Source organism: Streptosporangium sp. NPDC051022 (assembly GCF_040683035.1).
Taxonomy (GTDB): Bacteria; Actinomycetota; Actinomycetes; order Streptosporangiales; family Streptosporangiaceae; genus Streptosporangium.
Window position 1 is genome coordinate 60,263 of the sequence record NZ_JBFBCF010000039.1, and the last position, 19,597, is coordinate 79,859.

General features: G+C 72.5%; 14 protein-coding genes. 7 read left to right on the top strand and 7 right to left on the bottom strand.

What is annotated here, in order from left to right; translation table 11 throughout:
- Window positions 1-127: 127 nt before the first annotated feature.
- The gene (locus AB0N02_RS40630) at window positions 128-1,426 is read left to right on the top strand and encodes an FAD-dependent oxidoreductase (protein ID WP_363958549.1); all 1,299 of its coding nucleotides are present in this window, start codon (window positions 128-130) and stop codon (window positions 1,424-1,426) included.
- A gap of 214 nt (window positions 1,427-1,640) precedes the next feature.
- The gene (locus AB0N02_RS40635; protein WP_363958552.1) at window positions 1,641-2,816 is read left to right on the top strand and encodes an aldolase; all 1,176 of its coding nucleotides are present in this window, start codon (window positions 1,641-1,643) and stop codon (window positions 2,814-2,816) included.
- A 75-nt stretch (window positions 2,817-2,891) separates the two neighbouring features.
- On the opposite strand, the gene AB0N02_RS40640 is transcribed toward AB0N02_RS40635, so the two are convergent.
- The 3 genes from AB0N02_RS40640 to AB0N02_RS40650 all read right to left on the bottom strand — a co-directional run bounded on the left by AB0N02_RS40640 (window position 2,892) and on the right by AB0N02_RS40650 (window position 5,478).
- Window positions 2,892-3,566 (bottom strand): copper homeostasis protein CutC, encoded by a 675-nt coding sequence (locus AB0N02_RS40640; RefSeq protein ID WP_363958555.1) that lies wholly within the window; start codon window positions 3,564-3,566, stop codon window positions 2,892-2,894.
- Window positions 3,567-3,643: 77 nt separating this feature from the next.
- Window positions 3,644-4,291: a GNAT family N-acetyltransferase gene (locus AB0N02_RS40645; RefSeq protein ID WP_363958558.1), complete on the bottom strand. Its 648-nt coding sequence runs from the start codon at window positions 4,289-4,291 to the stop codon at window positions 3,644-3,646.
- Window positions 4,292-4,728: 437 nt separating this feature from the next.
- On the bottom strand, window positions 4,729-5,478 hold the full coding sequence (locus AB0N02_RS40650) for a GntR family transcriptional regulator (protein ID WP_363958561.1): 750 nt from the start codon (window positions 5,476-5,478) through the stop codon (window positions 4,729-4,731).
- 125 nt (window positions 5,479-5,603) lie between these two features.
- On the opposite strand from AB0N02_RS40650, the gene AB0N02_RS40655 reads away from it, so the two are divergent.
- From AB0N02_RS40655 to AB0N02_RS40670, 4 genes are all read left to right on the top strand, one after another.
- Window positions 5,604-5,966, top strand: coding sequence for a hypothetical protein (locus tag AB0N02_RS40655; protein ID WP_363958563.1), 363 nt, complete (start codon window positions 5,604-5,606; stop codon window positions 5,964-5,966).
- A gap of 238 nt (window positions 5,967-6,204) precedes the next feature.
- Window positions 6,205-9,387, top strand: coding sequence for a BTAD domain-containing putative transcriptional regulator (locus tag AB0N02_RS40660; RefSeq protein ID WP_363958566.1), 3,183 nt, complete (start codon window positions 6,205-6,207; stop codon window positions 9,385-9,387).
- A gap of 166 nt (window positions 9,388-9,553) precedes the next feature.
- Entirely contained in the window at window positions 9,554-11,110 is a 1,557-nt protein-coding gene (locus AB0N02_RS40665; protein WP_363958568.1) for an MFS transporter, read from the top strand.
- A gap of 200 nt (window positions 11,111-11,310) precedes the next feature.
- On the top strand, window positions 11,311-12,513 hold the full coding sequence (locus tag AB0N02_RS40670) for an FAD-dependent monooxygenase (RefSeq protein WP_363958571.1): 1,203 nt from the start codon (window positions 11,311-11,313) through the stop codon (window positions 12,511-12,513).
- Here the strand turns inward: AB0N02_RS40670 and AB0N02_RS40675 are convergent.
- A complete protein-coding gene (locus AB0N02_RS40675; RefSeq protein WP_363958574.1) occupies window positions 12,501-13,214 on the bottom strand; it encodes a response regulator transcription factor in 714 nt (237 codons plus the stop codon). The two genes, AB0N02_RS40670 and AB0N02_RS40675, sit on opposite strands and share 13 nt — an antisense overlap.
- Complete coding sequence (locus AB0N02_RS40680) at window positions 13,211-14,374, bottom strand: histidine kinase (RefSeq protein WP_363958577.1); 1,164 nt, start codon at window positions 14,372-14,374, stop codon at window positions 13,211-13,213. Before AB0N02_RS40680 ends, AB0N02_RS40675 begins: the two co-directional genes overlap by 4 nt.
- 166 nt (window positions 14,375-14,540) lie before the next feature.
- On the opposite strand from AB0N02_RS40680, the gene AB0N02_RS40685 reads away from it, so the two are divergent.
- Window positions 14,541-15,761 (top strand): lipase, encoded by a 1,221-nt coding sequence (locus AB0N02_RS40685; RefSeq protein WP_363958580.1) that lies wholly within the window; start codon window positions 14,541-14,543, stop codon window positions 15,759-15,761.
- A gap of 14 nt (window positions 15,762-15,775) precedes the next feature.
- Here AB0N02_RS40685 and AB0N02_RS40690 read toward each other — a convergent pair whose 3' ends face one another.
- Both AB0N02_RS40690 and AB0N02_RS40695 read right to left on the bottom strand, forming a co-directional pair.
- Window positions 15,776-16,363 (bottom strand): sugar O-acetyltransferase, encoded by a 588-nt coding sequence (locus AB0N02_RS40690; protein ID WP_363958583.1) that lies wholly within the window; start codon window positions 16,361-16,363, stop codon window positions 15,776-15,778.
- Between the two features lie 623 nt (window positions 16,364-16,986).
- Window positions 16,987-19,554: a glycosyl hydrolase family 18 protein gene (locus tag AB0N02_RS40695; protein WP_363958586.1), complete on the bottom strand. Its 2,568-nt coding sequence runs from the start codon at window positions 19,552-19,554 to the stop codon at window positions 16,987-16,989.
- Window positions 19,555-19,597 lie beyond the last annotated feature (43 nt).

Here is a 19,597-nt window from a genome sequence, read left to right on the forward strand (position 1 = left end):
TCTCCCCCGCCACTCCCGCATCACCCCGATCACATCTACCGCGCCACCCTGGCGAGTCGGTGCCCGGTGATACAGAATCACGTTCAGGGCAGTCAGCGCCGAGGAGGCGACGTTGTCACCAAGAGACGTGTCACTGAGAGTCGCGGTCGTCGGGTCGGGTCCCGCCGGCATCTACACGACCGAGGCCCTGATGAAACAGGCCCCCGGCACCGTCGAGGTGGACGTGCTGGAACGGCTGCCCACGCCCTACGGCCTCGTCCGGTACGGCGTGGCCCCCGACCACACGTCGATCAAGTCCATCGCCGGCTACCTGCGCCGGGTGCTCGAACTGCCGGGGGTCCGCTTCCTCGGCGGCGTCGAGCTGGGCAGGGACGTCGGGGTCGCCGACCTGCTCGACTGCTACGACGCGGTGGTCTACTGCACCGGCGCGATGGTGGACCGGCGGATGGGCGTCCCCGGCGAGGACCTGCCGGGCAGCGTGGCCGCCACCGACTTCGTGAACTGGTACTGCGGCCACCCCGACGTGCCCGCCGACCGCTTCGTCCTGGACAGCTCCGAGGTCGCGGTCGTCGGCGTGGGCAACGTGGCGGTCGACGTGGTGCGCGTCCTGGCCAAGAGCGCCGAGGAGCTGCGTGCCACGGACGTGCCCGAGGAGGTGCTGGCCCGGCTGGCGGACAGCCAGGTGAAGGCCATTCACATGATCGGCCGCAGGGGTCCCGAGCACGCCAAGTTCACCCTGAAGGAGCTGCGGGAGCTGGGCGAGCTGGCCAACGCCGACGTGTGCGTGCGGCCCGACGAGGCCGTGGCGGACCTGACGGACGCCTCGCGGCAGGTGCGGGGGAACGTCGAGGTGCTGCGGGGCTGGGCCGCCCGTCCCCCGGCCGGCCGGCCCCGGCGGCTGGACATCCGGTTCTGGATGCGGCCGGTGGAGATCCTCGGCGAGGACCGGGTCGAGGCGCTCAAGCTCGAACGGACCCGGCTGGAGGAGGGCCGGGTCGTGGGCACCGGCGAGTTCGAGATCCTCCCGGTCGGCATGGTGCTGCGCTCGGTCGGCTACCGGAGCGTCCCGCTGCCCGGCGTCCCCTTCTCCGAGTCGACGATGACCGTGCCGAACGAGGCGGGCCGGATCCGCGACCGGGAGTATGTGGCGGGCTGGCTCAAGCGCGGCCCGACCGGCGTGATCGGCACCAACAAGTCCGACGCCGCGGAGACGGTCCGCACCCTCCTGTCCGACCTCGCGGGCCGCGACCCCGTACGGCACGCCGGCCTGGACGCCCTCCTCGCCTCGCGGGGCGTCTCCCCCGTCACCTACGACCACTGGCTGTCCATCGAGGCGGCCGAGACGGCCCTGGCCAGGACGCTGGGCCGGGGCGAGCGGGTAAAGCTTCTCGGCCTCAAGGCGATGCTCGACGCCTGCGGCCGGTAGACCGGTGAGCGGGTGAGCGGGGCCGGGGAGCCGGGAGGCCCGCGACGGTGATCCGGCCGCGCCCCGGCGGGGGTGATCCCTCCCCGGGCCGCCCGCGACCGGACGCTAGGGTGCGGTGCTGCGGGCACGTTCCACGTGCGGCCGTGCCGGCGCCTCCCGGCGGGTCCGCGGGAGCCGTGCCGCGCTCCGGCACGTCCACGAGGAGAGCACCACCATGCGCGTCACGCTCGCCGATCCGTCGGCCCTGATCCCCGGCTTCGAGCAGGCGCACCGGGAGCAGACGGCGAGATACCCGCAGGCGGAGCCGGAGTGGCAGCCGGTGCACACCGTCTACGTGCCCGCCGACCGCTTCGACGCGGCGACGGTGACGGCCTGGGGCCGGACGGCGCTGGACATGGTCGAGCGGTACGTGCGGGTCAAGGAGGTGAACCACTCCTCCGACGGCTTCTCGCCGATCTCCGAGGAGATGCACGGCAGGCTCACCGCGAAGCTCCGCGTCGAGCCCGTCGAGGACCTGCGGATCGACTTCGAGGACGGCTACGGCCTCCGCCCGGACGATGAAGAGGACGGGCACGCCGTACGGGCCGCCGAGACGGTCGCGACGATGCGCGCCGAGGGGACCCTCCCCCGCCGGTGGGGACCGCGGGTGAAGTCCTTCGCGGACGGCGACCCGGCGCGGAGCGTCAGGACGCTGGACGTCTTCCTGACCGGGGTGATCGAGCGGGCCGGGCACCTGCCCCCGGGGTTCGTGGTCACCTTCCCGAAGGTGCTGATGCGCGCCTATCTCGGGCAGTTCGCCGACTGCCTGAAGGCCCTGGAGGAGGGGCTGGGCCTCGACGAGGGCACGCTCCGGTTCGAGATGCAGGTCGAGGCCCCGCAGACCGTGCGCTTCCTCGACTCCGACCTGGTCCCCTGGCTGGGCGGCCGGCTGGCGGCGGCGCACTTCGGCGTCTTCGACTACACCGCGAGCTGCGGCCTGCCTCCCGCCCAGCAACGGCTCGACCACCCCGTCTGCGACCACGCCAGGAACGTCATGCAGACGGTCTTCGCGGGGACCGGCGTGGAGCTGTCCGACGGCTCGCTCGCCGCCCGTCCCGAGTCCGACGACAAGTACGCCGTGCGGGGACTGTGGTGGCGCCACATGGCGCTGATCCGGCACTCCCTGGAGCACGGCTTCTACCAGGGATGGGACATGCACCCCTCCCATCTGGTCAGCCGCTATCTCGCGGTCTACGGCTTCCACCTGGCCAACCGGGACGGCTACGCGGCGCGGGTGCGCGCCTGGGAGGAGGGACGTCCCGGCGAGAACGGCGTGATGGACGAGCCCGCCACGATCAAGACGCTGGCCACCGCCCTGCGCCGCGCCGACATGGCTCTCGGCGACCTCTGAGCCCGTGGCAGCGCCGGCACCGGCCCTGAGGGGACGGGCACCGGGCCCGGCCGGGGCGTGCCCCGTCTCCGCGCGTCAGTCGACCAGGGACCGCCACTCGCGGACCCGGCGGGGGTCGACCGGCTCGGACCACGACGCCCGTACCGCGCTGCCGACGTGGAAGGCGCGCACGCCGTAGTCGAGTAGCGCCGGGACGTGACCCGGCTTGAGGCCGCCCCCGGCCATGATCAACGGTCCGTCGCCGGCCTCGCAGCGGGTCTTGAGCACCGGCAGGCCGTCCGCCACCCCGCCGGGGGAGCCGGAGGTGAGCACCGTGGCGAGGTTGGGCAGCAGCCGTACGGCCCGCCAGCCCGCCTGGACGTCGGCCGCGTGGTCGACGGCCCGGTGGAAGGTCCACGGCAGCGGGGCGACGGCGTGGATGAGCGCCTCGGTCGCGGCCAGGTCGACCACCCCCGCCCGATCGAGGAAGCCGAACACGAACCCGGCGGCCCCGGCCTCGGAGAGGGCCTTGGCGTCACGCCGAAGGCCCTCGATCGACTCGGGGCCGGCCAGGAACGAGGCCTCGCTCCGCAACATCACCATCTGCGGCAGCCCGCACTCCCTGGAGATCGCGGCGACCGTCTCCACCGCCGGGGTGAGCCCGTCCGACGCCATGTCGGCGACGATCTCCAGGCGGTCGGCGCCGCCCTTTTCGGCCGCGACGGCGTCACGCACGTCGAGCGCGATCACCTCAAGCAAGGATCCGGTCATGGAGTGAGGCTATCGGATGACTTTGTCCTAGGATCGCCGTAATTCAGACATGTTCTGCACGGCGGACCCGCTGCCGCTCACGGCCGGTCCACGAGGCCCACCCCGCCCCCGATCGCGGCCGGCTCGTGACGGCCCGCCGGAAGCTCGCGGAGGTCGACGAACGGCAGTGCGGTCCCGAACGCGCCGCCGCGCTGCCCGCCGGCCCGCTGGAACAGCGCCCCGGAGGCGCGATGCGGCAGGTCGACCGTGCGCAGGTGGGTGAAACGCTGGCCCCGATAGTAGTCCTGGAGCCTGGTGTTGTCCTTGGAACAGTCAAGCCGGAGCCAGCGCCGGCCGGCCGCCAGCACCCGCAGGCCCGCCCAGTCGAGCAGCGCCTGGCCGAGCCCCAGACCGGAGCGGCCCCGCGCCACGGACAGTTTGTGGACGTAGAGCGCCGAACCGGGAGCGTCCTGCGCGTCCCAGAACTCGGGGTCGGCGTTACCGTCCAGCGCGAGGGTGGCCACGACCCCCTCCTCACCGTCCAGCAGGTACATGTCGCCCGCCTCGATCAGCGGGACGATGCGCTCGGCGGGGAAACCGCCCGCGGGCCACTGCCGTACGCCTCTGCCGTTCAGCCAGCCCGCGGTCTCCGCCAGGAGCGCGAGTATCGGCCGCAGGTCGTCGGTGGAGGCTGTGCGCAGCGCGAGCGGACGCGCGGTGACGGAGTCGATGGTGTTGGAGTGCATGATTGATCCCTTCGTTGCACAGGGTGCGTGAATTGACACGGAAAGTAGTCACGCGATGGCGCGCGGCGTCCGTGCCGGCCCAGGCGAAGGCCGCCTAGGGGTCTAAGGGGAGGGGGGAGAGGAACGCGCGGGAGCGGGGAGGGAACGGATCCGCGCCGGAGAGCGGGGCCGCGCGGGAGAGGCGGGGGAACGGGTCCACGCCGGAGGACAGAGCCGCGCGGGAGGACAGAGCCGCACGGAAGAAGGGGCGGGACGGGGCCGCACGGGAGGACGGGTCCACGCGGGAGAAGGGGCGGGACGGGGCCGCGCGGGAGGGAACCGCGCGGGCGAGGGAAAAAGAGAGGGGCCCGTGCCTATCCGCCCGGCGGACACGGCCCGGCATCCGCCCGCGGGGCGGGCGTGCGGGGGGCCGGCCCGTCAGGGCGGTCACGGAGACGTCAGCGGCTTTCCAGCTCGTATCTGATCAGGTGCTTGTCCGCCGGGAGCACGGAGACCGCGACGCGGACGGGCATGTCGCTCCCGTCGTAACCGACCCGGACGTAGACGACCACCGGCGTGCCCGACTGGAGCCGGAGCCGCTCGGCCTCCGAGCTGTTGGGCATCCTGGCCCAGATGTCGTCCACCATGCGGACCTGGAGGTGGCCCAGCTCCGCCAGCACCCGGTTGGCGCCGCGCTCGATGTCACCGGGACGCGCGATCTCCGAGTCGGCGACCAGGGAGAGCGGGAAGTAGGAGTCGTTGGTGTTGTACGGCTGGCCGTCCACGAACCGCAGCCTGCGGCGGACCACGGCGAACTCGTCGTCGGCGAGCTCCAGCCTGCTGGCGATCTCCTCGGCCGGCTGGACGATCGAGACCTCGATGTTCTGGGTCGGCACACGCCCCTCCTGGGAGACCGCCCAGGCGAAGGCCTCCCTGGTGGTCCCCTGGGGCTGGGACTGGAGCTCCCGCTGGGGGTGGATGAGCAGCGGGCGGCGTTCCCTGACCACGGTGCCCCTGCGCGGGGTGCGGGTGATGAGCCCCTCGTTGACCAGCTCGCCGAGGGCGAGGCGCACGGTGTTCCGGCTGACCCCGTGGACGCTCATGAGCTCGGCTTCGGTCGGCAGCTGATCACCCGGTCCGAGCGCACCGGAGTAGATGGCCCTCCGAAGTTCGGAGGCCACCAACTGATACAGCGCTGACCGTGCCATTTAGTCCCCTTTGTGCCAACAAAACTAGACGATCTGGTTTTACCGGGGAACAGCCTCTTGACCCAACCCCCCAATACCCGCATCATCCAATCGTTGGTACAAATCCATCGAAAGGTCAGCGAGGGGTGAAGCCGGTGCTGTCGGTCCATGCGGGTACGCCGTACCTGCCCTGGCGCGACCCTCGCGAGGCAACGCGTTTACTGCGCTACGCGTTGCGTCGCCACGGATTCACCCACACCTACCAGAGCAACGGGACCGGCATGTCCGTGCTTTCGGTACTGATAGATCTGACCGTGTGGTGCAGAAATGGGCTTTTTGTCTGGAATGAGGGAGGACGCCAGACCTGCCACCCGGCCGCCGACCCGGCCGGCGCGGCACGCCTCATCTCCCGGCACCACCGCGGTCCGATCTTCGGCGACACCCCCTCAGGGGAGGGCGGGGACCCTCGGGTCCATGTCCTCCCCGTCACCGGCTCCGTGCGCGACTAGCCGGTTCGAGGACCCCAACCCTCGCCGGGGTCCTCGCGCCGCCGCGCCCGGGGAGGAGCGCGTCCTGGCGGGTCCCCCACGCCCGCCAGGACGCCTCCACCACATCCCCGCCGCCTTCCCCCCAACGGGACCGTTCCCGGTGCGCGGGTGAGACGGCCCTCGCCCGCCGGAGGGGGCCGCCGGAGGGGGCCGCCGGAGGGGGCCGCCGGAGGGGGCCGCCGGAGGGGACAATCTCCCCATGCGATTCGGGATCCTGGGCACCACGCGGGCATGGCGCGACGACGGGGACGAGGTGCCACTCGGCGGGCCCGCCCGGCGGGCGCTGCTGGCCCTGCTGCTCGCCCGGACCGGTGAGGCGGTACCGGCCGACCTGCTGGTCGACGACCTCTACGGCGCGCGGGACGGGGCCGGGCACGCCCTGCAGTCCCAGGTCTCCCGGCTCCGCGGGATCCTGGGGGCGGCGGCGGTGATCGAACCGGTCCCCGCGGGCTACCGGCTCGTCGCCGACCCCGAGACCGTCGACGCCCACCGCTTCGAGCGCCTGTCCGACGAGGGGCGGCGGACCCTGCGGGAGGGAGACCCTGAGCGGGCCGCCGCGCTGCTGCGCGAGGCCCTCGGCCTGTGGCGGGGACCCGCGCTCGCCGACGCCGCGCGGGCCACGTCGGTCCAGGCGCGGATCCTGCGGCTGGAGGAGCGCAGGCTCGGCGCGCTGGAGGACCGGATCGAGGCCGACCTCCGGCGAGGCGAACACCGGGGCGCCGTGCCCGAGCTGCGGGAGCTGGTCTCCCGCCACCCCCTGCGGGAGAGGTCCCACGGCCTCCTCATACGCGCCCTGCGGGCGGGGGGCAGGCAGGCCGAGGCCCTGGTCGCCTTCGAGGAGATCCGGCGGCTCCTGGCCGAGGAGCTCGGCGCGGACCCCTCGGCCGAACTCCTCGCCCTCCACGCGGAGCTGCTGCGGGGCGAGCGTCCTTTCGAGCCGTCGGCGCCGCCCGCCCAGCTGACGAGCTTCGTCGGCCGCGCCGAGGACCTGGCCGGGATCACCGAACTGCTCGGCACCGCGCGCCTGGTCACCCTGCTCGGTCCCGGCGGGGCGGGCAAGACCCGGCTGTCGGTCGAGGTCGCGAGCCGCCTGCCGGAGGTGTGCTTCGTCGAACTCGCGCCGCTGCGCGACGGACGGCTGCTGCCCCAGGCGCTGCTGGGCGCGCTGGGCCTGCGGGAGAGCGGGCTGCTGGCCTCACCGGCCGAGGCGACGCCCGTCTCACGGCTGGTCGCGGCGCTGGCCGAGCGGCCCCCGCTGCTCGTCCTCGACAACTGCGAGCACGTCGTCGAGGACGCCGCGGCGCTGGTCAAACGGCTGCTCGCGGGCTGTCCCGGGCTGCGCGTCCTGACCACGAGCCGGGAACCGCTCGGCATCACCGGCGAGAACCTGTGGCCGGTCCGTCCCCTCGCCCCCTCCTGGGCCGCGCGGCTCTTCGCCGACCGGGCTCGCGCCGTACGGCCCGGCTTCGCCGTGGACGACGCGAACGCCGAGACCGTACGGCACATCTGCCGGGCGCTCGACGGGCTACCGCTGGCCATCGAGCTGGCGGCGGCGAGGATGCGCACGCACGACGCCCGCGAGCTGGCCGCCCGCCTGGACGACCGCTTCCGTCTGCTGTCGCGCGGCAGCCGTACGGCCGACGACAGGCACCAGACGCTGCGCGCGGTCGTGGCGTGGAGCTGGGACCTGCTGTCGGAGGCCGAGCAGGTGATGGCCAGACGCCTGACGGTCTTCTCCGGCGGGGCGACCGCCGAGGCGGCGGCACGCGTCTGCTCGGTTCCCGACGCCGAGGACGTGCTGGACGCGCTCGTCGACAGGTCCCTGGTCGAGGTGGGCGGCGGCCGCTACCGCATGCTGGAGACCGTCCGCGCGTACTGCGCCGAGCGGCTGGCCGCCGCCGGGGAGGCCGAGACCGTGCGACGCGCGCACGCCGAGCACTTCCTGGAGCTCACGCGGTCGGCCGACCCCCACCTGCGCCGCGCCGGGCAGCTCGACCGGCTGGCGGTCCTGTCCACCGAGCACGAGAACCTCCTGGCGGCGCTGCGCCGGGCCGTCGAGGCCGGGCGGGTCGAGCTCGCGCTCGGGCTGCTCGCCTCGCTGACGACCTATCTCTGGATGCGCGGCATGCGCGCCTCGGCGACGGCCCAGGCGGCCGCGCTCCTGGACACGATCGGTGAGAGGCCGCCCGCGGGGCTCGGCGAGGAGTACGTCCTGTGCGCCCTGGCCGCGGCGGCCGGCGACGACGGCCAGGAGGCGTGGGAGCGCCATCGCCGGACGGCGGAGTCGATCGTCGCCGGGCTGGAGCCGCCGCACCGCCACCCGATCGTCACCTTCCTCTGGCCGATGATCAACGCGGGCGCGGGAGACCCGGGGACCGCGCTGAAGGTGATCGCCCGCGGACGGGCCGGGTCCGATCCGTGGGAGAGGGCCGCCGTACACCTGATGTGGGGGTACCCCCAGCTCGCGGGCGGGGACATGGCGCAGGCCGAGCACGAGTTCACCTCCGCGGTGGACGCCTTCCGCTCGCTGGGCGACCGGTGGGGCACGGCGCTGGCCCTGGACGCGCTGGCGGGCCTGGCCGCCACGTGCGGCGACCCGGAGAAGGCGATCGCGCTGACCGACGAGGCCCTCGCCCTGACCGAGGAGCTCGGCGCGATCGAGGACGTCCCCGACCTGCTCTGCAACCGGGGCGACCACCGCGTCCGCGCCGTACGGGCGGCCCAGGCGAAGAGCGGACGGACCGAACCCGCCGCCACCGGCCTGGCGGCGGCGCGCGCCGACTACGAGAGGGCGGCGGAGATCGCGCGGCGCGCGGGCAGCCCCACCTACCTGGCCTCCGCGATGCGCGGGCTCGGCGACATCGCGCGGCTGGAGGGCGACCTGGAGGGGGCCCGCCCGCTGTACGAGCAGGCGCTGGAGCGGTTCGAGACGTACTGGGTGAAGAGCGTGGGCAACCGGACGGCCGCCCTCTTCGGACTCGGCAGGATCGCCGAGGCCTCCGGCGACCCCGAGGGGGCCCGTTCCCTGTACCGGCGGGCCACCGAGGTCACGGTGACCATGGGATCGACCAGCGAGGGCAGCCGCGCGGTCGAGGCCCTGGCGGGGATCGCCCTGCTCGACGGCGACGCCGAGACGGCAGCCCTGCTGCTCGGCGTGGCGACCGCCCTGCGGGGAATCCTCATCGAGGACGACCCGGAGGTCGTCCGTACGGCCGCCGCCACCCGGGCGGCCCTGGGCGAGGCGCGCTACGCGGCCGCGCGCCGCCGGGGCGCCCAGCTGTCCCGCAAGGAGGCGCTCCTGCTGGCGGGCGTGTCCGAGCGGGTCATCCGGGAATCGCCGATCAACGTCATCGACGACTACGGCATCGTCAACCGCCCCTGACCCGCCCCCGTCTCCTCCCGCCCCGTCCCCTGCCCCGTCCCGTCCCGTCCCGTCTCGTCCCGTCCCGTCCCGTCCCGTCCCGGAGTATCGCCCGCTCCCGTCCCGGCGCCGCCCCGGCCGGTCGGGACCTTGACCTCAACTAATCTTCAGGTTTCATGCTTGGCGAGTGACCACATCCCAGGCGGCCGACGAGCCGCACTCCGCCCGCCGGGCCGGGCGGCGGGAGTGGGCCGGGCTCGCCGTACTCGCCCTTCCCGCCCTGCTCGCCTCCCTCGAACTGACCGTGACGCACCTGGCGCTGCCCGCCATCAGCCGGGACCTGGCGCCCGGCGGCACCGAGCTGCTGTGGATCGTGGACGTCTACGCGTTCATGCTCGCCGGATCGCTGATCACCATGGGCACACTGGGCGACCGGATCGGCCGCCGCAGGCTGCTGCTGATCGGCGCGGTCGCGTTCGGCGTGGGCTCGGCGCTCGCCGCCTACTCCCCCAACGCCGAAGTGCTCATCGTGATCCGCGCGCTGCTGGGCGTCGCGGGCTCGACCCTGATGCCGTCCGTCCTGTCCCTGGCCACCGCGATGTTCCCCGATCCGCGGCAGCGCGCGGTCGCCATCGGGCTGATCATCGCCTCCGTCTCCGGGGGAACGGCGATCGGCCCGCTGGTCGGCGGATGGCTGCTCGACCGGTTCTGGTGGGGCTCGGTGTTCCTGCTCGGCGTGCCGGTGCTGGTTCCGCTGCTGGTGCTCGGGCCGCGGCTGCTGCCCGAGCACCGCGATCCGGGCGCGGGACGACTCGACCTGACCAGCGCGGCCCTGTCGCTGGCGGCGGTGCTGCCGGTGGTCTACGGCCTCAAGCAGATCGCCGCGGACGGTCCGGGGGCGCTGCCCGTGCTGTCCGTCGCGGCCGGGCTGGCGGCCGCCGTCGCCTTCACGCGCAGGCAGCGGAAACTGGCCGATCCGCTGATCGACCTGCGGCTGTTCGCGAACCGGGCCTTCAGCACCTCGGTGGGCACGCTCGCGCTCGGCATCTTCGTCCTGTGGGGAGCCAACTACGCCATCGCGCAGTACCTGCAGCTGGTGCACGGGCTGCCGCCGCTGGAGGCGGGCCTGTGGACCGCGCCCTCGGCCGCCGGGGTCATCGCCGGATCCCTCCTGGCTCCCCGGATCACCCGCAGGGTACGGCCCGGATTCGTCATCGGGGGCGGACTGGCGCTCTCGGCCGCCGGGTTCGTGCTGCTGGCCCGGACCGGCGGGAGCGACGCGCTCGCGATCCTCGTGGCCGGGTCCGTCACCGTCTCCGCGGGCCTCGGCCCGATGATGGCCCTGGCCACCCACCTGGCCGTCGGCGCGGCCCCCGCCGGACGGACGGGCGCGGCCTCGGCCGTCTCCTCGACGGCACCCCAGCTCGGCGGAGCGCTCGGCATCGCGATCCTCGGCAGCGTCATCACCGCCGTGTACCGGGGGGAAATGGCCTCGGTCCTCCCCGCGGGCTCCCTTCCGCCGGGCCTGCCGGGCGGGGTGGCGCAGGCCGTACGGGACAACCTCGGCGGCGCCGTCGCGGCGGCGGAGCGGCTTCCCGGAGCGCTCGGCGCCGAACTCCTCGGCGCGGCGCACGAGGCGTTCACCCGGGGGCTGCACCTGGCCGCCGTCGTCAGCGCCGTGGTGGCGGCGGGCACCGCGATCCTGGTCACCGTCCTGCTCCGGCACGTCCGGGCGGGCTCGTGACCGCGTCCCCGGCCCCGGAACACCCGGCGGCCCGTGAGTCCGGCCCGGCACGCCGCGGGCCGCCACACCCGCGTGGAACGGCCGGGAGGCGGCGCGCACCGGGCCGCGCACCGGGCCGCGCACCGGGCCACACCGGGCGCCCGCCGGGCGGTGAGCGCGCGGTGTGGGGGCGGTGAGCGCCCCCGGACAGGATCGAGGACATGAACACCACAGCGCGGCTCAAGAACACGTCCATCCTGATCTCCGGGGCCGGGGTCGCGGGCCCGGCACTGGCCTACTGGCTGCACCGCCACGGCTTCGTCCCCACGGTGGTCGAACGGGCTCCGGCCCTGCGCGACGGCGGCTACGCGGTCGACTTCCGCGGCGAGGCGCACCTCACCGTGCTCGAGCGGATGGGCGTCCTGGCCGACGTCCGGCGGGAGCGGACGAACATGGGCGCGATGTCGTACGTCAACGAGGCCGGCCGGAGGGTCGCCGACATGCCGGCGGACCTCTTCAGCGGGGACGTCGAGATCCTCCGCGGCGACCTGGCCCGCATCCTCCACGACGCGACGAAGGACCACGTCGAGTACGTCTTCGACGACTCGATCACCTCCCTCACCGAGGACGACCGGGGCGTCCAGGTCACCTTCGAGCGGGGCGCGCCGCGCCGGTTCGACCTGGTCGTGGGGGCCGACGGGCTGCACTCCGCCGTCAGGGCGCTGGCGTTCGGGCCGGAGGAGCGGTTCGTGCGGGAGATGGGCCTGTACTGCGCGATCTTCACCACCGCCAACCACCTCGGGCTCGACCACACGGGGCACCTCTACAACACCCCCGGCAAGCTCGTCGGCCTCTACAGCGCCCGGAACAACACCGAGGCCAAGGCCATGTTCTACTTCGGCTCGCCGCCCCTGGACCACGACCGCCGCGACCCCGGGCAGCAGAAGAAGATCCTCGCCGAGGTCTTCGCCGGGAACGGCTGGGAGACGCCCCGGCTGCTGGAGGGCATGTGGGAGGCGCCGGACTTCTACTTCGACTCCGTCGCCCAGGTCCGCATGGACGGCTGGTCGCGCGGCCGGGCCGTGCTGCTCGGGGACGCCGCCTACTGCGCCTCCCCCCTGTCGGGCATGGGCACCGGCCTGGCCGTGGTCGGGGCCTACGTGCTCGCCGGGGAGCTGGCGGCGGCGGGCGGCGACCATCGGGCGGGGTTCGCCCGCTACGAGGAGGCCATGCGCGGCTACGTCGCCGGGTGCCAGAAGTCGGCCGACGGGGTGGGGAAGTGGATGGTGCCGGACAACCGGTTCGTCGCCTGGTTCATGAACCAGAACTACCGGCTCCTGCCGTACGTGCCGTGGAAGGGCATGATCGCCAAGGGCGTCAAGAAGACGGCGAGCGCCATCGCCCTGAAGGACTACGGCCGCTGACCCGCCCCGCCGTACCGGAGACCGAGGCGGGCATGCGGAGGCGAGGCGGAGACCAGGCCCGTTTCGTAGGCGACGATGACGAGCTGGGCGCGGTCGTGGACGGCGAGTTTCCCGAGGAGCCGGCGCACGTGCGTCTTGACCGTGGAGAGGCTGACGCGCAGGCGTTCGGCGATCTCCGGGTTGGTCAGGCCGCGCGCGATGAGCACCAGCACCTCGCGCTCCCGGCCGGTCACGTCGGACAGTTCGCGGGCGAGCGGCGGCTCGGAGTCGGTCCGCCGGGCGAACTCGGCGATGAGGCGGCGGGTGACGGTGGGGGCGAGCAGCGCCTCCCCCGAGGCGACCACCCGGATCGCGGCGAGCAGGTCGGCCGGCGGGATGTCCTTGAGGAGGAAGCCGCTGGCCCCGGCGCGCAGCGCGGCGTAGACGTACTCGTCCAGGTCGAACGTGGTCAGGATGACGACGCGCGCCTCGCCGTTCGCGGCGCGGATGCGCCGGGTGGCCTCGAGGCCGTCCAGCCCCGGCATGCGCACGTCCATCAGCACCACGTCCGGCCGTAGCCTGCCGCTCAGCTCGACGGCCTGCTCACCGGTGCCCGCCTCGCCGACCACGACCAGATCAGAGGTGGTCTCCACCAGCATGCGGAGACCGACGCGCAGCAGCACCTGGTCGTCGGCGACGAGCACCCTGGTCGGTTCGGTCATCGTGGCTCCCCGGGATCGCGTGCCAGGCGGGCGTGCACCCTGAAACCGCCTTCCGGTCGCGGGCCGGCGGTGAAGGCGCCGCCGTACATCATGACCCGCTCCGCCATCCCGGCGAGCCCGTGCCCGCGGACGTCGCGGGGCGCCCCGGACGGCCCGGCCCCGTCGTCGACCACCTCGACGTCGACCACCCCCGGCTCCGATGAGGTGACCGTGACCCCACAGCGGGCCGCCCCGGCGTGCCTGACCACGTTCGTCAGCGCCTCCTGGACGATCCGGTAGACCGTCAGCTCCATCCCCTCCGACAGCGCCCCGTCCGCGCCGACGCCCGGGGCGACGTTCAGCTCGGTCACGACACCCGAGCGGGCGCAGAGCGCGGGCAGGCCCTCCAACCGGGGAACGGGCTCCGGCCCCGGCCCCCCGGCACCAACGCCGGAACCGGTGTCCGGGCGCAGCACACCGAGCATGTGACGCATCTCCTCCAGCGCCGCCCTGCCGGTGCTCTCGATGAGCCGCAACGCCTCACGGGCCTCCTGCGGCCGCGTCTCGGCGACCAGGCCGGCGACCCCCGCCCTGAAGGTGATCAGGCTCATGCTGTGCGCGACGACGTCGTGCAGGTCCCGGGCGATCCGCAGGCGCTCGTCGGCCACCGCGCGCGCCGCCGACCGCTCCGCCATGTGCGCGGCGAACACCCGCTGCTCCCGTACGGCGAGGCCGACAGTCCACGACAGGCCCATCAGCAGCCAGCCGAACAGGACCGCCGACAGCGTCCGCGACGACGGCCCGCCGGTCAGGAACAGGGCCGACGCGACTCCCGCCAGGGAGACGGCGAGGGCGACGACCGCCGGCCGCCGCGGCTCCAGCGAGGCGACGGTGTACAGGACGACGGCGACCACGAGATAGGACTCCTCCCATCCGGCGGGCAGCGTGGCCACGGCCCCGGCCAGCACCACCCACAGCACCGGCATCGGCCACAGCCTGCGCACCGCGACGGGGAGCCAGCAGGCCGCCACGGCCACCGGCACAGGTGACGGGCCCGCCGTCAGGAGCGTGGCGACGCCGAAGCCGGCGGCGAGCAGAACCGCGGCGACGGCGTCCACCGCGACCCGGTGGCCGGGACGCAGCCGCCGGAACACCGGGGGACGCAGGTCGCGATCATTCACCCCCCAACATTATCCAGGCAGGTCACCGCGGTAATCCCCCACAAGTACGTCATCCCGTGAGGTGACTCGTCCGCGCGAAGGAGCACCCCCGTAGCGTCCTGGGCTGACCCGAGGTCCCTCCCCCGGCCCGATGGCCGGGCCGGTGCCGTACGGAACCGTAGAGGGCATGATCGGAACAAGAGTCCTGACCCGCGCCGTGGCGCTGCTGGCCGTCACCGTGACCGCCACCGCCACCGCCGCTTCCTCCCCCGCCACCGCGGCCCCGGCCGCCACGACCGCCACGGCGACCGGATCCGCACCGGTGCGGCTGGTCGTGCCGGAGCCCTCGGGCCCGCACCGGATCGGCACGGTCTCGCTGCACCTGGTCGACGCGGCCAGGAAGGATCCGTGGGTGACCTCGAAGCCGGAGCGGGAGCTCATGGTCAGCCTGTGGTACCCGGCGCGTGACGTGGACCGCTACCCGCTCGCCCCGTGGATGCCCAAGGCCGCCGCCGCCCGTTACCTTCAGGACGCCGGGGTGCCGTCCGGCAAGGTACTGCTGGGCGACACCCACGCCCACGAGGGCGCGCCCGTCGACCGGCGCGCGGGCCGGCTGCCGGTCGTGCTGTACTCCCCCGGCGCCAACGCCTCGCGCTCCTTCGGCACCGGTGTGGTCGAGGAACTGGCCAGCAGGGGATATCTGGTGGTCACGATCGACCACACCTACGACGCGGCCGCGGTGCAGTTCCCCGGCGACCGGGTCGAGGTGAACCCGGAGGGTGAGGTCACCGACTTCGAGAAGGCGGTCAAGGTACGTACCGAGGACACCCGGTTCGTACTCGACCAGGTCACCGCCATCGCCGCGGGCCGCAACCCCGACGCCGAGCACGGCACGCTCCCCAGGGGCCTGTCCGGCGCGCCCGACCTCAAGCGGATCGGCATGTTCGGCCACTCCCTCGGCGGGGCGACCGTCTCCTCGGCCATGTTCGCCGACCGCCGGATCAAGGCGGGGATGGGCCTGGACGGCGCCGTGCTCGGGCCGGTCGCCGAAGCCGGGCTGGATCGGCCCTACCTGGTGGTGGACACCCCGGGCAAGGGCGGAATGGCGAACAACCCCGCGCTGCGGAAGTTCTGGTCGCACCTGCGCGGGTGGCGGCTCCACCTGACCCTGAAGGGCGCCGCGCACAACTCCTTCGGCGACGACGCGCAGCTCGTGCCGCTGGTGGCGCCGTTCCTGGGAATGTCTCCCGAGCAGGTCCAGGAGTCGGTCGGCACCATCCCGACCGCGCGGGCGCTGGCGTTCCAGCGCGCCTACCCCCTGGCCTTCTTCGACCTGCACCTGCGAGGCCGGGGCCACCTGCTGGACGGGCCCTCCGCCCGTTTCCCCGAGGTCGCCTACGACCGCTGAGGCGCCCGTCCCGGTCACGGCACCGGGATGTGCCGGATCACCCTGGCCGGGGTGCCGGCGGCGACGACACCGGGCGGGATGTCCCGGGTGACGACGGCGCCCGCGCCGATCACGCTGTCGGCCCCCACGGTGACCCCGGCGAGCACGATCGCGCCCCCGCCGAGCCAGACGTTGTCGCCGATCACGATCGGCCCGGCCGACTCCAGCTTGTTACGCCGCTGTTCGGGGTCGATGGGGTGGGTGGGGGTGAGCAGTTGCACCCCCGGGCCGATCTGGACGTCGTCGCCGACGGTGATGGGGGCCACGTCCAGCGCGGTCAGGCCGTAGTTGACGAAGGTGTCCGAGCCGATGGTGATGTGGACGCCGTAGTCGACGTACAGCGGCGGCCGTACGTGGGCGTCCTTCGCGATCGAGCCGAGCAGTTCCTCCAGGACGGGACGCGCGGCGGCCGGATCGCCGGCGTACACCTCGGTGTAGCGGTGGGACAGCCGCACGGCGCGTTCGTGGAGGGCCCCGAGTTCGGGGTCGTCGGGAATGTAGAGATCACCGGCCAGCATCCGCTCCCGGTTGGTCCGCGTGTCTCCGGCGAAGAAGTCGGTCATGTATTCGGAGCATATGCAACGCCCGCCGGCGCGTGGATCGCCCGCGAGAGGAAAGCCGCCGGACGCCCCCTGACGTCCTTTCCCGAATGTCCGGGCACCCTTTTCCGGCATCGACGCGCCGCCTTCCGAACCCGCCTCTTCCAGCCGTAACGTCTTTCCGTCACAACGCGATGACCATCGAGGATTCGTCGCCGGAACCGCGATGCGCCGGTTTCACGCCTTTTCCATCCGTCGCTTTCCGGGAATTTCTGAACGATACTCCTTCCGCCGGTCAACGGTGTTCGAGGACTCGCGGGAGAAGCCCGAAAAAGCCTGTCGAGAAATCAGGAGAAAAGCACCCTTAAATCGCACTGACCACCAGCGTCGCACTCACCGCCGACCTGAACTGCCCGGGGTGCGTGCTGTCCGTCGAGGCCGACGACGTGCCCCTCGGCCTCGCCTGCCCCTGACCTCCACGTCCCCGAATCCCCCTCCCCCGCCCCCTCCTTGAACCCTCCCCGAACACGGAGAAGGACGGGCCGCCGTCGCGTCGTCGCAGGTCGCGATGGCGGCCCGTCCGGGCCGGGTGTCTCGGGGCGGTCCGGGCGGACTACCCGAGGGTCACCGGGTGATCATTCTTCGGATTACTTCAGGCCCGCGTCGACGGCGTTGGTCAGGGTGCCGGGGTCACCGGACATCTCCCAGATCATGACGCCGAGCAGGTTCTTGCTCTTGAGCCACGCGGTCTTCTTCGCGATCGTCCACGCGTCGTCGAAGGTCCACCACTGGCCTCCGTTACCCGTGTAGCAGTAGGTCGCGACCGCCTGCTCGTCGTGCTTGATGGTGCATCCCGGCACGCTGGCCAGCAGGTTGCTGTACCCGCGGGTGCCCGCCTCGTCCTGGAACTGGCCGGGCGCCGCGCCGGTGGCCGACTGCCACTCGCCCGACTTGCCACCGTCGGCGACCCCCTGCCAGCCACGCCCGTAGTAGGCGAGACCGATGGCGATCTTGCGGGGGTTCACCCCTGCCTTCAGGTACTCGTTGACGGCGTTCTCCACGCTGAAGTGGAAGTTGTACGGGTCGTCCACGTCGGCGTACAGGTTGGCCTGGTGGCCCGCCCGGTTCGGCTCCCACGAGTTGTCACTGCCCGAGCCGTGGAAGTCGTAGCCCTGGACGTTGAAGATGTCCATGGACTTGGCGACCTCCGCCAGGTCCCAGCCGGCCTGGATCTTCGCCGGGTCGGCGGGGGTGAACGCGGTGAGCTGGTAGCGCTTGCCGGTCTCGACGGTGAGGGCGTCGAGCTGCTTGCGGAACTCGGCGATCAGCAGGGTGTTGTTCTGCTTGTCGTTGGCGCCGATGTGGTTGCCCGCGTGGCCGTCGGAGCCCGGCCACTCCCAGTCGAGGTCGATGCCGTCGAAGATCCCGGCGGCGCTGCCCGGTCCACCGGCGGCGTTGTAGGTGGGCAGGTTGCCCTTGATGTAGGTGTCGATGCAGGAGCTGACGAACTTCTTCCTGGAGGCGTCGGTGGCCGCCACGTCGGAGAAGTACTTGGAGTAGGTCCAGCCGCCGAGCGAGATCAGAACCTTCAGGTTCGGGTACTTCGCCTTGAGCTTCTTGAGCTGGTTGAAGTTGCCGCGCAGCTTCTCCCAGCCGGTGTCGGCGACGCCGTCGACCGACTGGCCGGCGCTCATCGGCCTGCCGTAGTCGGCGTCCGCGTCACCGGAGCCGTCACCCTGGCTCGGGTCCTGCGGGTTGCCGGTGGTGCCCTTGGTCACACCCTGCAGACAGGTCAGGTTCACCGGGTCGATGTTGCCGAAGGCGTAGTTGAGGTGGGTCAGCTTCGCCGCGACGCCGGTGGTGTCGAGGTTGCGGACGAAGTACTGCCGACCGTAGATGCCCCACTGGACGAAGTAACCGACGCGCGCGTAGCCGCTGCCGATGATGTCGTCGGTGGTCACCTTGACCGCGTTGCTGGCGCCCGAGACGTTGTCGTAGGTGTCGCGGGCCTTGACGGTGAAGGTGTACTCGGTGGACGGCGACAGCCCGGTCACCGTGGCCGTGGTCGAGATCGACGTGGTGAGCAGGGTCGAGCCGCTGTAGATCTCGTAGTTCGCGACTTCCTTGTTGTCCGTCGAGGCGCCCCAGGTGAGGGTCACGGTCGAGGAGGACTTGGCGGTGCTGCGCAGGTTGCTGGGCACGGTGGGCGGCTGGGTGTCGTCACCGGCGTTGTTGGTGGTGACCTTCAGCGCGGTGCTGGCCGGGGAGAGGGTGCCCTTCCGGTCCTTGGTCTTGACGGTGAAGGTGTACTCGGTGTTCGGGGTCAGGCTGCCGACGGTCGCGGTCGTCCCGGTGACCGTGTCGACGAGGTTGGCGCCGTTGTACACCTGGTAGCCGACGATCGGCAGGCTGCCGGGGGTGGCGGCGTCCCACGCCAGGGAGACGGTCTTGGTGGTCTTGACCGGCGAGCGCAGGTTGCCGGGGGCGCCGGGCGCCGCGTCGGCGGAGCCGTCGCACTTGATGTCGTTGATCCGGCAGTTCTCCGGCTCGGCGGTGGCGCTGCTGAGCGTGAACGTCGGGCTGTAGGGCTCGGTGGAGCCGTGGGCGGCGACGTTGGTGTTGTAGTGGGCCGGGCTCAGCGTGACCGAGCGGCCGCTCTGGCTGATCGAGCCGTTGTCGGCGGCGCTGGCGGTGACGCCGGAGGGCAGGTCGAAAGTGATCGACCAGCCGTTGAGGGCGGCGTCGGTGTTGTTGTTCACCACGAACTTGCCACGGGTCCCGCTGGCCGAGAAGGTCGCGGTGACGGGCGCGTCCGGCGGCGGCGGGTCGCCGCTGCCGTCACAGTTGGCGTTGTTGATGGTGCACTTGGTCGGCTGAACCGCCGAACTGAGAGTGAACGTGGGGCTGTAAGGCTCGGTGTTGCCGTTAGCCTTCACGGTGTTGATGTAGAAAGCGGGCGTCAGCTTCACCTTGGTGCCCGTTTGCGAGGTCGTCGCATTCTGAGCGCCACTGACGGTCACACCCGCCGGAAGTTCGAAAGTGATCGACCAACCGGTCACGGCGGTGCTGTTGGGGTTGCTCACCACGAATTTGCCCTGGGTGCCGGTCAGGCTGAAGGCGGCGGTCAGGCGAGCAGCGGCTTGGGCGGGCACCGTCAAGGCGGCCATTGCGGTCGCCATGGCGAGAACCACCAGCACAGATGCTAATCGGCGCATGTGGGGTGCTCTTTCCTTTAGGAAAGTTTCCTAATAATTATGC

Bases quoted from the DNA above. Each gene is read 5' to 3' on its own strand.
- AB0N02_RS40635 (WP_363958552.1), top strand. From the start codon at position 1,641: ATGCGCGTCACGCTCGCCGATCCGTCGGCCCTGATCCCCGGCTTCGAG.
- AB0N02_RS40640 (WP_363958555.1), bottom strand. From the start codon at position 3,566: ATGACCGGATCCTTGCTTGAGGTGATCGCGCTCGACGTGCGTGACGCC.
- AB0N02_RS40645 (WP_363958558.1), bottom strand. From the start codon at position 4,291: ATGCACTCCAACACCATCGACTCCGTCACCGCGCGTCCGCTCGCGCTG.
- AB0N02_RS40650 (WP_363958561.1), bottom strand. From the start codon at position 5,478: ATGGCACGGTCAGCGCTGTATCAGTTGGTGGCCTCCGAACTTCGGAGG.
- AB0N02_RS40660 (WP_363958566.1), top strand. From the start codon at position 6,205: ATGCGATTCGGGATCCTGGGCACCACGCGGGCATGGCGCGACGACGGG.
- AB0N02_RS40670 (WP_363958571.1), top strand. From the start codon at position 11,311: ATGAACACCACAGCGCGGCTCAAGAACACGTCCATCCTGATCTCCGGG.
- AB0N02_RS40675 (WP_363958574.1), bottom strand. From the start codon at position 13,214: ATGACCGAACCGACCAGGGTGCTCGTCGCCGACGACCAGGTGCTGCTG.
- AB0N02_RS40685 (WP_363958580.1), top strand. From the start codon at position 14,541: ATGATCGGAACAAGAGTCCTGACCCGCGCCGTGGCGCTGCTGGCCGTC.
- AB0N02_RS40690 (WP_363958583.1), bottom strand. From the start codon at position 16,363: ATGACCGACTTCTTCGCCGGAGACACGCGGACCAACCGGGAGCGGATG.
- AB0N02_RS40695 (WP_363958586.1), bottom strand. From the start codon at position 19,554: ATGCGCCGATTAGCATCTGTGCTGGTGGTTCTCGCCATGGCGACCGCA.